This window comes from Desulfobaculum senezii (genome assembly GCF_054657395.1).
Window position 1 is genome coordinate 558,630 of the sequence record NZ_BAAHYU010000002.1, and the last position, 14,536, is coordinate 573,165.

A 14,536-nucleotide genomic window follows, 5' to 3' on the forward strand; every position below is an offset into this window, starting at 1 on the left:
ATCTTCTGACCTTACAGCCAAGACCTGTGCGGGAGCACGCAGACGCCGGGCGTAGGGCAGGCGTCATCCAGACTATATTTGCATCTGCAAGCGGCCTCATTGTGTGGGCCGCTTTTTTGCGTTTGTGGTCCGATGTGTGGCGGGGAGGGTCAGGAGACCGTAATGGTCCGGCCCCCGCGCGACGGGTGGCGGCTGGTGGATGTGTAGTACTGGTCTATGCCGTCCTCAATGGACCGGATAAGGGACGCCGTCAGGTGACGGGCCTTGATGCGGCGCGAGAGCACCTGAATGGTGTCGTCGGATTCGGTCTGCATGGTGATGGCGTAGCAGGCCACGCGGTCGCCCTGCCTTTCCGGGGGTAGGGAGTCCCGAAACGCACCGTCCTGCAGGGATATCTGCACGTTGGACAGGAGCTTTTCGTGGCGGTTGAGGGTGCGGGTCAGCTTGGCTTCGTCCACAAAGCGCAAAAAAGGCTTCGACGAGGGCACGGTGTGGACCTCGTGCGCCACTTTGCTGACAAGGCGGGTGCTGGGGGAGGAAAACGTGAAGGCGTAGTCCTGCGTGCTGACCAGCAGCACGGCGGCAGTAATGGCCGCAAGGGCGGTGATGATGACGAGAACGGCGGCTGGTCGCATGGCGTATCCTGACGAACGTGTTGGGCGAACGTGATGGGCAAGCGTGTCGGCTCGCGGTACGGGAACTGCCGGGAGCCGGGGAATGGATGCACGGAAAAAAGGCTCCGCATGTGCGGAGCCTTGAATCCATACTGGGGTGAGTGATGGGACTTGAACCCACGGCCACTTGGGCCACAACCAAGTGCTCTACCAACTGAGCTACACCCACCGTGTGGTGAAGGGAGTGATAGCCAAGGAGCCGCCATTGGTCAAGAGAAGATTGCCAACAAATCGCCGCCAAGGCGAAATTTCTGCTGCGGCGAGGCATTTGGGGGCGCGCTGAGGCGGCGTGGTGGCGCCTCGGGCAGGGAGGAGCCGCCTTCGCGCCCTGCCAGCCTGTGACCGCACCCATCACGCCGCTGGCGGCGGCGCGGACCAAGGTGTCCGCCGGAGGACATTTTTGCATGAAGGGGGCGAAGCGCGGCGCGGGGCTGGCAGGGCGGGGAAATCCGGCGGCGAAGCGCTCTTGCCGGGGCGCGCAGGGCCCACGGAAATGGCGCGGCAGGAGTTGACAAAACAGCCGGAGATAATGAAAGTCCCGAGACAGTCGGCACGGGGCGCGTCGTGGCGCTCTGCCGCACGCGCGGGCGGAGGCTTTCGGCCCGGCGCGGCGCACCTTGGGCACAAAAAAAGCCCCGTCAATGACGAGGCTTTAAGTGCATATGGGGTGAGTGATGGGACTTGAACCCACGGCCACTTGGGCCACAACCAAGTGCTCTACCAACTGAGCTACACCCACCGTGTTGCGGAGGCTCTGATAGCCGAGGCCAGCATGACGGTCAAGCAATTTTATTGATTTGCTCAAAAAAAGGCGAAAGCAATTTCATGGAAAAACTCATCATCGAGGGCGGACGCCCACTGGAAGGCCGGATACGAGTCAGCGGTTCCAAGAACGCCGCACTGCCCATTCTTCTGGCCAGCCTGGCCGTTGACGGACCTGTTACATATACCAACGTTCCCAATCTTCGCGATATCAATACCACGCTGCGTCTTCTGGACATTCTGGGATGCGGGACCACATTTGAAAACGGCACCGTTACGGTGACGCCCGGCACCCTCGTGCCCGAAGCGCCCTACGAGCTGGTGAAGACCATGCGCGCCTCCGTGCTGTGCCTTGGCCCCTTGCTGGCGCGCCTGTGCGAGGCCCGCGTGTCCCTGCCCGGCGGCTGCGCCATTGGTTCGCGCCCGGTGGACCTGCACCTTAAGGCGCTGGAAAAGATGGGCGCAACGTTTGATCTGGAGCAGGGCTACATCCACGGCACCTGCGACGGCAGACTGCGCGGCGCACATATTCAGTTCGACTTTCCCACCGTGGGCGGCACCGAAAATCTGCTCATGGCCGCGGCCCTTGCCGAAGGCGAAACCGTCCTCGTCAACGCCGCGCGTGAGCCGGAAGTGGTGGATCTTGCCAACTTCCTGTGCGCCTGCGGGGCCAAGATTACCGGACAGGGCACCAGCATCATCACCATTGAGGGCGTGGAGCGCCTCTCCGGCTGCGAGTACCGCATTATGCCCGACCGCATTGAGGCAGGCACCTACCTCTGCGCCGCCGCCATCACCGACGGCGAGCTTTTGCTTGAGGACTGCCCCATGTTCGAGCTGGAGGCCGTCATTGCCAAGCTGCGCGAGATGGGCGTGTATATTGAGGAGAAGGGCGACGTGGTCGTGGCCCGCCGCAATGGCGGGGGCGTGCACGGCGTGGACGTGGTGACCCTGCCGTTCCCCGGCTTCCCCACGGACATGCAGGCCCAGATTATGGCCCTGATGTGCCTGAGCCAAGGCTCCGGCATGATCAAGGAAACCATCTTCGAGAACCGCTTCATGCACGTGCAGGAGCTGAGCCGCATGGGCGCGCACATCACCCTTGACGGCCGCACGGCCATGGTGCGCGGCGTGGACAGCCTCATCGGTGCGCCGGTGATGGCCTCGGACCTGCGCGCCAGCGCGTCCTTGGTGCTGGCCGGTCTGGCCGCCACAGGCTCCACGGAAGTCCAGCGCATCTACCATCTGGACCGGGGCTACGAGAATATTGAACAAAAGCTGGAGGGCGTCGGCGCGCGCATTACCCGCGCCCGCGACTAAGCCCTTTCGCTGGCGCCGCCCCGCGCGTCGGCAGTAACGCACAGAAAACGCCCCGCCTCGGCAATGCCGAAGCGGGGCGCTCTTTTGTGTGGTGACCGGAAGCGCTAGGCGTTTTCCGGATCCAGCACGCGCTCGATGGTTTCCAGCACGTACAGGCCGTCGCGGCCGGTGATGGGCAGCTCGGTGCCATCGCGCAGGGCGCTGAGGAAGGCCTTGAGTTCCAGCGGCACGGGCTCGCGGAACATCACGGGCCACTCGCGCACCATATAGTTGGCGTCGTAGCCCTCAAACTTGCTGTATTCCTTCACTTCCTGCGTCACGAGGTTGGCGTGGATGTACTTGCTCTTGGTCGCCACGCTGATGCAGCGGGACTTGTAGGGCGTCACCCAGTTGGTGTTGATCTGGGCCAGCACGCCGTTGTCCATCTGGGCGGTGATGAGGGCGGAGTCCTCATGCTTGCCAAGGGAGGACGACGTGACGGCGAAGACCTTGTCGTACTCGGCGCCGGTGATGAAGCGGATGAGGTCAATATCGTGGGAGCCGAGGTCCTTGATGACGCCCACATCCTGAATGCGGGGCGGGTAGGGACCAACGCGTTCGATATTGATGGACACCACGTCCTCGCCTTCAACAAGGCTCTTCACGCGCTGCACGGCCTGATTGAAGCGCTCGATGTGGCCGACCATGAGGGGCAGGTTCTTTTCCTGCGCCTTTTCGATGAGCTGGCGGCCTTCGTCGGCGGAAGCGGCGAGGGGCTTTTCGATAAGCAGGGGGATGTTCTTGTCCATGACCTTGAGGCCGACGGGCAGGTGGTACACCGTGGGCACGCAGACGCTTACGGCGTCCATGGGCTGGGCAAGCAGATCGTCAATGTCGCTGTAGGTGGCAACGCCGAAGCGCTCGCGGACTTCCGCCAGCACGTTTTCGTCCGTGTCCACAACGCCGACGACTTCCACGTCGGCCATTTCGGAGTAGACGCGCAGATGGATTTTGCCCATCCAGCCGAGGCCGATAACGCCTACACGCATGGTTTTGTTACTCATGATAGCATGACTCGCTTTGATAATGCCCACGAAAGGGCGTGAATACGTCGTGCGTCCGTGCCGGGGCGTGGCCCACGAAATGGCCGGGCGTCGTCATTGTCATTGCAGTGCAATTCGCTTATTGGTGCGTTGGCGTTTATCAAATTTTCGGCAGACTGCCAAAGATTGAATTTCTGTAGGAACGATATGGGTACGAAGCGTAACGGCGAGTCGATATGGCTGAGCGCGGGCGAAGTTTCGGGCGATATGCACGGAGCGCTGCTTGTCCGCGCCTTGCGGCAGCGCGCCCCCGGCGTGCGGTGCATGGGCCTTGCCGGCTCCGCCATGGAAGAGGCGGGGTGCGAAAAGGTCTTTGACATCAGCGAGTTGTCGCTGATGGGCGTGACCGAGGTGGTGGCCCACCTGCCGCGCGTGCTGGGGCTGATGCGCCGCATCTACGCCCGCCTTAAGGCCGAGCGGCCACGCGCCGTGGTGTGCATTGACGCGCCGGACTTTAATTTCTTTGTGGTGCGCATGGCGCGGCGGCTGGGCATTCCGGTCTTTTATTACATCTGCCCGCAGGTGTGGGCGTGGCGCAAGGGCCGCGTGAACTTTCTGCGCGACAAGGTGGACCGGGTGCTGTGCATCCTGCCCTTTGAAAAGCCCTTCCTTGCCGCCCACGGGCTGGACGCCGATTACGTGGGGCATCCGCTGGTGGACCAGATTCCCTTTGCGGATATTGCGGATGTGGAGCCTGACCCCAATCGTGTACTTATCCTTCCCGGCAGCCGCCGCAAGGAGATTGAGTCCCTGTATCCGGACTTTTTGGAGGCCGCGAAGCGCATGCACCATGTGCGCCCGCAGCTGACCTTTACCGTGGTCCGCGCTCCGGGAGTGGACCGCGCGGCACTTGAGGCCGCGCTACCTGCCGGGCTTCCGGTGACCATTGAGGAGCCGCAGAACCGCTACGCCGCCATGCGCGGCTGCGGCGCGGTTATTGCCGCGTCGGGCACTGTGGCGCTGGAGACGGCCCTTGTGGGCGTGCCCACGGTCATCGCCTACCGCCTGTCGCCCGTGACCTATGCCCTAGGCAGGCTCATTGTGGATGTGCCTTACATCAGCCTGCCCAATCTCATTATGGATACGGAGGTCTTCCCCGAGCTGTTGCAGGAGGATGCGAATCCTGAGGACATCGCGGCCAAGGCGCTGGGCTTTTTGGATGCGCGCACCAACGCCGAGGTACGCGCGACGCTGTCGCGGCTGGCGGAACTGGTGGGTGAGCCGGGCGCGCCGGGGCGCGCGGCAGATATCATCCTTGGCCGACTGCATATGACGGCCATAGACGGCGCGGGAGCGTAGGGGGCGCGGATGCCCGCACGCGGCGCAGGCACGCGGCCCCTTGTTATGCCGGGGCTTTTGCCGTGGCAGGTCTTTTTCGGGGCGGCCATGCTGGGCATGCTGATGCTGCGCCAGCCCCACGCCGCCATTGCTGGTGGCCTTGCCCTGTGCGCCCTTGGCGCTTTTCCGAAACGATTGTGGGTCAGAGTGTGTGCTCTGGCCCTGTTTTTTTGTGCGGGGTGGGGCGTTGGCCTGTGTGTTGCCCCGGCGCCCCCGCCGGAGGTGCCCGCGTGGATGCAGGCGCGTGAACGCGTGCGCGTGACGGGCGTGGTGGACGAGGTGCAGCGCTCCCCGCGCGGGGCGGTGCGCGTGTTTCTGCGCGGGGCGGTATGCCACCGTGACAATGGCGAAACGGTCCGCGTTCCGGGGCGCTTTTTGTGGAATTGGCAGGACCCGGCGGCGGGCCCGCGCGTAGGGATGACCGCTAGCGTGATAACACGGGCGCGCCCGGCGCGGGGGTATGTGAACCCCGGCAACTGGAACACCGCGTTCTACTGGGCGCAGCGCGGCGTGTACTGGCGCGGGTGGACGCGCGGCATGCGCGGCGACCCCGACCTGTCCGGACAGGTGCCCGAAGGGCTGCGCCACCGCATCGTCACCGCTGTGGCCGGGGACGGCCCCATGACGCAGGGGCGGGCCATGCTGACCGCGCTGCTGACGGGCGACCGCTTCTTTTTGCAGTCGCCTACCTTTGACGTCATGCGGCAGGCGTCCCTTGCCCACAGTCTTGCCCTGTCCGGGATGCATCTTGGCTTTGCGGCGGGGCTGGGCGTTGGCGCGGCGTGGCTGGTGGGGCTGGTGGCCCCGGGCGTGTATTTGCGGGTGCCGCGCCCCAAGCTGGCGGTGCTCCTCGCCGCGCCCTGCGTGGCGGGGTACGTGTGGCTTGGTGGCGGCTCCCCTAGCCTTGTCCGTGCGGCCATTATGTTTGCCGCGTGGGGCGTGCTTCTTCTTATGAACCGTGAGCGGGTGCTGGTGGACGGGCTGTTTGTGGCCCTTGTGTGCATCCTCGCCATGGACCCGCTGGCCGTATACGACCTGCGTTTGCAGCTGTCGGCGGTGGCGGTGGCGGGCATAGGGCTGTTTGCCCCGGCCCTGTGGCATGCGGCCAAGCTGTGCACCGCGCGCATGGCGCGGCGTTTTCGGCGGCCCCTGCCCCAACTCCAGCATGACGGCGGGCACCGCGCTCCCCTGTGGGAACGCATTCTGCGCGGCGGGGCGGTGGTGCTCCTTATGAGCGCCAGCACCAATATCGCCCTCCTTCCCCTTATCGTGAGCAATTTTGGTTGTGTGGCCGCTGGGCTGTATATGAATGTCCTGTGGTTGCCTCTGCTTGGGCTGGTGGTGATGCCCCTTGGGCTGTGCGGCATGGCGCTGCTGGCGGCGCCGTGGACCGCGCCCCTTGGGCACTTGGGCCTTGATGTGGCATCGAACGTGCTGGACGTGGGCCTTGCTGTGCTCCACAGGCTGGCAGACGGCGGCCTGCTGCCCGAGGTGGCGGCCCTGCGTCCGTTGTGGCCGCAGATGTTTGGCTACGCCCTTGCCGTTGCCGCTGTGGGGCTGGCGCTTGCCCGGGCGCGGCGGCGCGCGATGTGGGCGGCGCTTTTGGGCGTGATGCTGTTGACTGGCCCCGGCGTGGTGCGCGGCGTCCTGCAGGGGCAGGACCGGGTGCGCCTGACCATGCTGGACACGGGCCAAAGTCAGGCCGTGTGTGTGGACGCGCCGGGGGGCGTTCGGGTGCTGTTGGACGCTGGCGGCTCCTTGCCGGGGTTCGACCTTGGCCGCGCTGTGGTGGGGCCGGCCCTCGCCCATGGTCGGACGCCGCGGCTGGAGATTGCCGTACTCACCCATCCGGATGCGGACCACTACCGGGGCTATCCCTTCCTGCTGCGGCGGTTCATGGTGGAGCGCTTTGTGGGTAATGGCGATTGGCCGGGGAATATTGAGGTACAGCGCCTGCGCGGGGATGTCCGCGCCGCTGGGCTGACGCCGGAGGCGTGGCACGCGGGCCAGCGCATGATGGTGACGCCGGACCTGTGGCTGGAGGTGCTGGGGCCGCCAGCACAGGACACGCCGGAGCGCGCCGCGCTGGGCAAAAATGATGCGTCGCTGGTGGTTCGGCTGGTGTGGAAGGGGCGCGGGCTGGCCCTTGTGCCCGGTGACGTGGAGAAAGCAGGCATTGCCCGCGTGCTGGCTAGCGGCCGGGATGTGCGGGCGGATGTACTGGTTCTGCCGCACCATGGCAGCAAGAGCAGTTTCGCCCCGGCGTTCTATGATGCGGTTCGCCCGCGTCTTGCGCTGGCTTCGGCAGGGTTTATCAATTACCGCCGCTATCCGAACCGCGTGGTGCGCCGCGCAGTGGCGGAGCGGCACATTCCGCTCTTTACGCCGGGGTGGGACGGCGCCACACGCGTGACGTGGGCCGGGCCGGATGCGCCGCCCGTGGTGGAGACCTCGGACAATCTCCGGCGGCAGTGGCGCAAAGCGTCCCTTACGCGGCGAGCAGAAAATCCCGTCCCATGACGTAGCCCGCCCCGGTCAGGAATTCCGCCACCTCATCGCGCGCGCCGCGGTTGCCGACGTAGGACACGATGCAGCACTCCCCCGGCGCGGGCAGGTCCGCGCGGCCGATGACCGGGCGTCCGCCGATGATATTGCCGATTTTGCGCGGGTCGATGTCCACATAAGCGCGGATGTTCACGCCGTGGTCAATGAGCAGGTCCGCACGTTGGCGGGTGGGGCGGCCCGCGCCGATGATGTAGACCTCGGGCCAGTGCGGGCTGGTGCGTTTTAGCCAGCGGGCAAGGTAGGCCGCCTTCACGCGGTAGAACGCCATTTGGTCGTAGCGGCAGTCCGTGCGGGTGAGGCGGGTTGGCGGGTCGTTCCATGTCACCAGCGGCTGGGGGAGCTTTTCCATGCGCACCCCGGCGTCCAGCCAGCGGAGCCACATTTCGTAATCTTCCGGGAAATCCCCATCCAGCGCGCCGCCATGGGCGGCAACGCATTCGCGCCGGAACATCACCGCCGGGTTGGCAAAGGGCAGGTCCACAAAGCGGTGCAGAAAGATGTCTGCCGCGCTGAGCAGGGTGTTGGTCCAGTCCACGTGGTGGGCGTAGCCCGCGCAGGTCTCCCGGCATCCGCCGTAGGTGACGGTGCTGGCCACCAGCCCCACCTGCGGGTTGGCGCAGAGGTGCTCGGCCTGCAGGCGCAGGCGGCGCGGGTCGCAGGTGTCGTCAGCGTCCATGCGTGCGATGTAGCGGCCTGTGGCGTGCTCCATGCCCGTGTTGAATGCGGCGGCCACACCCTCGTGCGGGCGCAGGAGGGCGCGCACCCGGTCGTGGCGGGCGGCGTAGTCCGTCAGGACGCGGGCGGTGTCGTCGGTGGAGCCGTCGTCAACGGCGATGATGTCATAGTCCCCGGCGTCCTGCGCCAGCAGGCTGTCCAGACAGGCCGGAAGGTGCCGGGCGGCGTTGTAGGCGGGCAAAACAACGGATATGGCGGGCGTGGTGTGCGTCATGGGTGGTGCGTCTCCTCGACGCACGGGCTATAGCGCGCCTTGCGGCGTTTGCCAATGCCGCGAGGGCGCGCGGCGGTGAGCCATGGTGGAGCAAGGCGGAGGGGTTGGAAGGGTGCGCCCCGCGCGGCGGGAAGCCCTAAGGGTGCAGTGATGCTGGGGAAAAGCATTTGGCGCTAGGCGCGGCGTTGCCTCCAGACTTCGGGCCTGCGCAGGACGGGGGCAGCATATGGTGGTGCACGCAGGGCAGGCGTGAAGGCGCGCCGTCCGGCGCCGCACTATGCGGCGCCGGACTCGCAGGATGGCGCTGGGGGCGGCGGCGACGTGCGCCGCCTAAATAATGGACATATTCTTGCGGATTTCTTCAAGCAGTCCACTCAGCTTGTAGACGTCCACCCGGTCCTCGGAGGAGAAGACCAGTTCCGAGACGTCCTCGGCGCGGTAGTGGATAGTGATGGTGATGCTTTCGCCTTCGGAGGTAAACGTCTGCACCACGGCGACAAGGTTGTCCTTCTTGTTGAAGGAGATGGGCAGTTCCAGTGTGTTCAGCGCCTTGACGACGGCGTTGTGCAGTTCGGTGATGGTGCCGGGCTCTTCCGTGGAGAGGGACCCGAACATGTAGCTGTAGGAGGCCCCGTCCGGGACCGGTCCTTTGCCGCAGCCTGCGGGAATGAGCAGTGTGGCGACAAGCGCCAGCATGACCAGAGCGTGCCTTCGCATCGTGTCCCCCTGCAACGTCGGTGTTTTATGCCGTATGGCCGGCCATTGGAGCAATGCCGACATGTGTGGCATTCTCTTGCAGATGTACCGCATATTTGCCGCCGGAGCAAGGCGGGGCGCGGAAAAACGCGGCAAAGTCCATTGCGGCAGTGCCCGGCGTATTGCGTAAAAAAACGCCGCGCAGGTCATCCTGCGCGGCGCGGTGGTGGTGCAGAGAGGGTGGGGCTAGTCTTCTGCGGCGACCTGCGCCTTCATGCGGCAGATGTTGCAGGTGCCAGCCGAGGTGGGATAGCCGCACCCGGTGCACGGGGCAACGGCGTAGCCGTCGCGCTCCTCAGCGGCCTCGAACAGGGGCTTTGCCGTCTTGAGGAAGCCCTCGTAGAACTGGAGCTTGCTGCCGGGGCTGTTCTCCTCCAGCGTGTTGAGCAGTTCCTTGCGCACGGGGAAGCTGGCCCCGGCGCTATAGGGGCAGATGGCGGTGCTGTGCTCAATGCCGTTGAGGAAACAGTAGGCCGCTGTCTCAAATTCGGACAGACGGTACAGCGGGCGGTACTTGGGGGCAAAGCCGCCCTCGGCGGGCAGGGCAGGGCTTTGGTCGCTCAGGTACGAGACATCCCAGCGCAGGGTGTTGGAGAACAGGCGGCCCACCTCGTCATCAAGGTTATGGCCTGTACACAGCGCGGTGAAGCCTTCATCAAGGGCGACCTTGTTGAAGTAGTAGCGCTTGACCTTGCCGCATACGGAGCACACCGGGCGGTTGATTTTGCGCTTTACTTCGCTGATGGGCAGGCCTTCGTCGGCCATGTTCACCACGCGCAGCGGCGCGCCAAGCCCCTCGCAGAATTGTTCCACCACAGCGCGGGAGTGGCTGGAGGAATTGGGGATGGACAAATCAATGTGCAGACCCGTGACGTCATAGCCCTGCATATGCAGTTCGCGGAAGAGGGCGAGGGAATCCTTGCCGCCGGAGAGGGCGACGAGGACCTTGTCCTTGTGCGTGAACATGCGAAAATGCCTGATGGCGCGCTCCACCTGACGGGAGAAGAACAGGTTGAAGCAGTCCGGGCAGAAACCGGCGTGATGGCTGGGCAGGGCGACCTGCGCCAAACTTTTACAGCGGGAACATTTCATGGCGCTACCCCCTTGAGCCCACAAGGCGCACGGTGATGTGGTCGCCGTTTTTTAGGGCGCGGTCGGGGGTGAGCATCTCATCCCCCCGGATGATGAGCGCATCCGTGCGGCGCAGCCCCAGTTTGTTGAGCAGCCCGAGCACAGATTTGAGCTTCGGGAAGTCCTTTCGTTCATCTGTGGGTATGATATGTATATGTATCATGGATATCCTGCCTGAAATCGTACTAAAGTGATCAGGATTTGGTGTGTACAAGGAGGCGGCAACGGATGCAAGCCTTTTTCCCGGCTTTGAAATTTCACATTTCTTTTTGGCGGGATTTGTGGCTAAATATGACCAAATGCGAGTTCTGCATGTGCCAATGCCGCAAAGGTAAACATTTCGGGCCGTGGTCGTAAACGGTCCATTCCGCCCGCGGAGGGGCCATGAGCAAAAGAAAAGTCCTGGTTGTCGACGACGAACGACACATCCGCATGCTCTACCAGGAAGAGCTGCAAACGGAAGGCTACGACGTGGCGACATCCGATGGTGAGGAGGAAATCCTTACCGTTCTCGAACGCGAGGACCCGGAGGTCGTGGTGCTTGACATCAAGCTCAGCAACAACCGCTCCGGGCTGGATTTGCTCCAGCAGATACGCAGTCAGGAGCAAAACCTGCCGGTGATTTTGTGCACCGCGTACGACAGCTTCCAGCACGACCTCAAATCCATTGCCGCGGACTACTACGTGGTCAAGGCCGTGGATTTGACGGAACTCAAGACCAAGGTGGCGGCTGCGCTGGAGAACCTGTAGCGCACCATCACTGCCGGGTTTCATCAGCCGACTCACGCGCCCGCCGGGTTGCCCCCGGTGGGCGTTCGTGGTAAGTCGCAAGGCCCATGTTTGACATTTCCCACGCCATTGTGCGCATCGCCATTATGGCGGTTCCCTTTCTGCTCGCCGTCACACTGCACGAGGTGGCCCACGGCGCAGCAGCCTACTGGTACGGCGACCCAACGGCCAGAAACGCGGGGCGGCTCACGCTGAACCCCCTCCGGCATCTGGACCCCATCGGGACGCTGGTCTTCGTGCTGACCGCTATGACCTCCGGCTTCATCATTGGGTGGGCCAAGCCCGTTCCCATCAATCCCCGCTACTTCCGCAATGTGCGGCAGGGCATCATTGTCACGTCCGCCGCTGGCGCGGCCGCGAACTTTGTCCTTGCTGGGGTGATGTATGCGGGCTTTGCGCTGATGCTGAACTATCCGCCCGCCGCCAGCGAGATGGCGTCCTTCTTCTACCCGCCGCTGGTGAATATTTTGCGCTTTGGCGTGCTTATCAACGTCATCCTTGGCGTCTTTAACCTGCTGCCCATTCCGCCGCTGGATGGCAGCAAGATTCTCGCAGAACTGTTGCCGCACAACGTGGCATACAAATACATGCAACTGGAGCGGTACGGGTTCATCATCCTTCTTTTGCTCATTATGAGCGGAGGGCTTCGGCTGGTGTTCGCGCCCGTGCTGTCGTTAATCGCACCGCTACTGCATCTGATTTAGGAACCTTGTCATGTCTCAGAACAAACAACGCATCGTCTCCGGCATGCGTCCCACCGGGGCGCTCCATCTTGGCCACTACTTCGGCGTCCTCAAGAACTGGGTTGACCTCCAGAAGGACTACGACTGCTTCTTCTTTGTGGCGGACTGGCATGCGCTGACCAGCGAATACGCCGATCCCCGCAAGATCAAGGGCTTTGTGCCCGAACTGGTCAAGGACTGGATTGCCGCCGGACTGGATCCGGAGCGCTGCGTCATTTTCCAGCAGTCGCAGGTGAAGGCCCACGCAGAACTGCATCTGTTGCTCTCCATGATGACGCCCCTTGGCTGGCTGGAACGCTGCCCGACATACAAGGATCAGAAGGAACAGCTGGCCCAGAAGGACCTCAACACCTACGGCTTCCTTGGCTATCCCGTGCTGATGACCGGTGATATCCTGATGTACAAGTCCGAGCGGGTTCCCGTTGGTCACGACCAGCTGCCGCATCTGGAGCTGACGCGCGAAATCGCCCGCCGCTTCAACCATCTGTACGGCGATTTCTTCCCCGAGCCGCAGGCCCTTTTGACCAAGGAGTCCAAGCTGCCCGGTCTGGATGGCCGCAAGATGTCCAAGAGCTACGGCAACTCCATCGCCCTCGGCGAGAGCATGGACTCCGTGCGCAAAAAGGTCATGAGCATGCTGACGGACACCAACCGCATGCGCAAGGCCGACCCCGGCAATCCGGATGTGTGCAACCTGTTCCCCTACCACCAGATTATGACCGACCCCGAGCGCCTGCCCGAAATCGACAAGGGCTGCCGCGACGCAAGCTGGGGCTGTGTGGATTGTAAGAAGCTGCTGCTGGAATCCATGGAGCACTTCGTGGAGCCTATCCACGCCCGCCGCAAGGAAATCGACGCCAATCCCGATATGGTGTGGAACATCCTGCGCGACGGCAACCGCCGCGCCGAGGCCGTGGCCGAGGAGCACATGGACGCCCTGCGCGCCCACCTGAACCTGAACTTCTAGGGTTCTTCGCTTTCGCGGCGTTTCTCGCCATTTCAGCCCCGTTTCCCGTGTGGGAGGCGGGGCTTTCTGCGTCCATCGCCCGCTGGCGCGCCGGGGGTGGGCTTTTCAAGCCAGGCGCAAGCGCATAGGGTAGAGCTATGCGAATTGCCTGTATCCTGCATGAATCACCGGAGAACCGCCTTGGCGGCGTGGAGCTTCACGTTCTTGATATGGCGCGGGCCTCTCTGGCCGCCGGGCACACGGTGGATTGCTTTTATCCCCGGCCGGGGGGCGGCGCGCTTGGGGAGGTGGAGTCCCGCGTTGTGGCAGGCGTCCCCTTTCATGGTGTGGCCGTGCCGGTGCGCCCGGATTTTGCCGCGCGCTTCAAGGACGACGCCGTTGGCGCGGCAGTGGCGGACCTGGTGCTGGGCGGGGGATGCGACGTGGTCCATGTGCACCACCTGATTGGCTTTACCGGGAGTCTGCTCCACACCCTCGTGGACCGGGGCATTCCAACGCTGGTGACGGCGCATGATTCGTGGGCCTTTTGCAACCAGTGTCATCTGGTGCGCGCCGACGGGCACCTGTGCACCGAGGGGCCAGAGTGTGACGACACCTGCGCGTGGTGCCTGCTCCAGCGTGTGCCGCAGCTGGGCACTGTGCTGGACCGCGCCGCGCTGGCGCGCATGCTGGGCCTGCGGCGGCGGTATCTGACCTCCGCCTTTGCCCGTGCGGACGCGGTGCTGGCGGCGTCGGCCTATATGCGGCGCAATCTGGAGCGCGCCGGGGTGCCGGCGCAGCGCATCCATCATGTGCCCCTTGGCGTGCGCCCGCACGCGGAAGTCCCGCGCCGGGAGCGCACCGGGCGGCTTCGCGCCGGCTCCCTTGGCACGGTGACCTTCAAGAAGGGGCTGGACATCCTGCTGGACGCCATGGACCGTCTGAGTGAGGACGAGGTGCGCCTTGAGGTGCACGGGCAAGTCATCCAGCCGGACTGGTTTGCCGCCCTTGCGCCGCGCATGGACGCCGCGCCCAACGTGACCTTCCACGGGGCGTATGCTCCTGAGGATGTGCCGGAGATATTGGCCGGGCTGGATGTGGTGGTGGTTCCCTCGCGCGAGGAGAGCTATTGCCTTGTCCTGCGCGAGGCCTTTCAGGCGGGCGTCCCGGTTGTGGCGTCGGCCATACCGGCCCTTGCCGAAGCGGCGGAGGAGGGCGCCGGGGCGGCGTTCTTCCCGTGCGGGGATGCTGGCGCGCTGGCGCATGTGCTGGAGCATCTGGCGCGTGATGCGGGGGCCCTTGCGGCCCTGCGCCGCGCAGTGCCCGCGGTGCCTACGGTGGACGACACCGCCCGGCAGGTCCTTGCGCTGGCCCGGACGCTGGTGCGGCGCGCCCGGACCTCGTCCTGACGCGCCGCTGGTGTGCTGTTTGGCTCTTCGGGCGTGGTTCTGACGCCCTGTTGTTTCCTTCCATCTGTTTCC

Annotated in this window: 13 protein-coding genes and 2 tRNA genes; 7 read left to right on the forward strand and 8 right to left on the reverse strand. The window is 64.4% G+C overall.

From position 1 onward, the window contains the following. Nucleotides 1–149: 149 nt before the first annotated feature. The 3 genes from ACYQ2T_RS03245 to ACYQ2T_RS03255 all read right to left on the reverse strand — a co-directional run bounded on the left by ACYQ2T_RS03245 (nucleotide 150) and on the right by ACYQ2T_RS03255 (nucleotide 1,413). Nucleotides 150–635: a hypothetical protein gene (locus ACYQ2T_RS03245; protein ID WP_459898399.1), complete on the reverse strand. Its 486-nt coding sequence runs from the start codon at nucleotides 633–635 to the stop codon at nucleotides 150–152. A 132-nt stretch (nucleotides 636–767) separates the two neighbouring features. Continuing rightward, a tRNA-His gene (locus tag ACYQ2T_RS03250) sits at nucleotides 768–843 on the reverse strand. Nucleotides 844–1,337: 494 nt separating this feature from the next. Further along, nucleotides 1,338–1,413, reverse strand: a tRNA-His gene (locus tag ACYQ2T_RS03255). Nucleotides 1,414–1,499: 86 nt separating this feature from the next. Between ACYQ2T_RS03255 and murA the strand changes: the two genes are divergently transcribed. Continuing rightward, entirely contained in the window at nucleotides 1,500–2,756 is a 1,257-nt protein-coding gene (gene murA / locus ACYQ2T_RS03260; RefSeq protein ID WP_459898401.1) for a UDP-N-acetylglucosamine 1-carboxyvinyltransferase, read from the forward strand. Nucleotides 2,757–2,860: 104 nt separating this feature from the next. Here the strand turns inward: murA and ACYQ2T_RS03265 are convergent, their stop codons facing one another. Then, nucleotides 2,861–3,799 carry a Gfo/Idh/MocA family oxidoreductase gene (locus tag ACYQ2T_RS03265; RefSeq protein WP_459898403.1) on the reverse strand — a complete coding sequence of 313 codons (939 nt, stop codon included), beginning with the start codon at nucleotides 3,797–3,799 and terminating at the stop codon, nucleotides 2,861–2,863. 186 nt (nucleotides 3,800–3,985) lie between these two features. Here ACYQ2T_RS03265 and lpxB point away from each other — a divergent pair, with 186 nt between their 5' ends. Together lpxB and ACYQ2T_RS03275 are read left to right on the forward strand one after the other, a co-directional pair. Then, on the forward strand, nucleotides 3,986–5,137 hold the full coding sequence (lpxB, locus tag ACYQ2T_RS03270) for a lipid-A-disaccharide synthase (RefSeq protein WP_459898405.1): 1,152 nt from the start codon (nucleotides 3,986–3,988) through the stop codon (nucleotides 5,135–5,137). Between the two features lie 9 nt (nucleotides 5,138–5,146). Continuing rightward, nucleotides 5,147–7,696, forward strand: coding sequence for a DNA internalization-related competence protein ComEC/Rec2 (locus ACYQ2T_RS03275; RefSeq protein ID WP_459898407.1), 2,550 nt, complete (start codon nucleotides 5,147–5,149; stop codon nucleotides 7,694–7,696). Here the strand turns inward: ACYQ2T_RS03275 and ACYQ2T_RS03280 are convergent. The 4 genes from ACYQ2T_RS03280 to ACYQ2T_RS03295 form a co-directional block, all read right to left on the reverse strand. Next, complete coding sequence (locus ACYQ2T_RS03280; protein ID WP_459898409.1) at nucleotides 7,665–8,690, reverse strand: glycosyltransferase family 2 protein; 1,026 nt, start codon at nucleotides 8,688–8,690, stop codon at nucleotides 7,665–7,667. The two genes, ACYQ2T_RS03275 and ACYQ2T_RS03280, sit on opposite strands and share 32 nt — an antisense overlap. 330 nt (nucleotides 8,691–9,020) lie before the next feature. Continuing rightward, on the reverse strand, nucleotides 9,021–9,407 hold the full coding sequence (locus ACYQ2T_RS03285) for a DUF3568 family protein (RefSeq protein WP_459898411.1): 387 nt from the start codon (nucleotides 9,405–9,407) through the stop codon (nucleotides 9,021–9,023). Nucleotides 9,408–9,632: 225 nt separating this feature from the next. Next, nucleotides 9,633–10,538 carry a PP-loop family protein gene (locus tag ACYQ2T_RS03290; protein ID WP_459898413.1) on the reverse strand — a complete coding sequence of 302 codons (906 nt, stop codon included), beginning with the start codon at nucleotides 10,536–10,538 and terminating at the stop codon, nucleotides 9,633–9,635. A 4-nt stretch (nucleotides 10,539–10,542) separates the two neighbouring features. After that, nucleotides 10,543–10,740, reverse strand: a complete 198-nt coding sequence (locus tag ACYQ2T_RS03295; RefSeq protein WP_404845904.1) for a hypothetical protein — start codon at nucleotides 10,738–10,740, stop codon at nucleotides 10,543–10,545. A 221-nt stretch (nucleotides 10,741–10,961) separates the two neighbouring features. On the opposite strand from ACYQ2T_RS03295, the gene ACYQ2T_RS03300 reads away from it, so the two are divergent. The 4 genes from ACYQ2T_RS03300 to ACYQ2T_RS03315 all read left to right on the forward strand — a co-directional run bounded on the left by ACYQ2T_RS03300 (nucleotide 10,962) and on the right by ACYQ2T_RS03315 (nucleotide 14,464). Then, nucleotides 10,962–11,327, forward strand: coding sequence for a response regulator (locus ACYQ2T_RS03300; RefSeq protein ID WP_404845903.1), 366 nt, complete (start codon nucleotides 10,962–10,964; stop codon nucleotides 11,325–11,327). A gap of 86 nt (nucleotides 11,328–11,413) precedes the next feature. Next, the gene (locus ACYQ2T_RS03305; RefSeq protein WP_459898415.1) at nucleotides 11,414–12,070 is read left to right on the forward strand and encodes a site-2 protease family protein; all 657 of its coding nucleotides are present in this window, start codon (nucleotides 11,414–11,416) and stop codon (nucleotides 12,068–12,070) included. Nucleotides 12,071–12,080: 10 nt separating this feature from the next. Beyond that, entirely contained in the window at nucleotides 12,081–13,076 is a 996-nt protein-coding gene (gene trpS / locus ACYQ2T_RS03310; protein ID WP_459898417.1) for a tryptophan--tRNA ligase, read from the forward strand. A 137-nt stretch (nucleotides 13,077–13,213) separates the two neighbouring features. Continuing rightward, nucleotides 13,214–14,464, forward strand: coding sequence for a glycosyltransferase (locus ACYQ2T_RS03315; RefSeq protein ID WP_459898419.1), 1,251 nt, complete (start codon nucleotides 13,214–13,216; stop codon nucleotides 14,462–14,464). Nucleotides 14,465–14,536 lie beyond the last annotated feature (72 nt).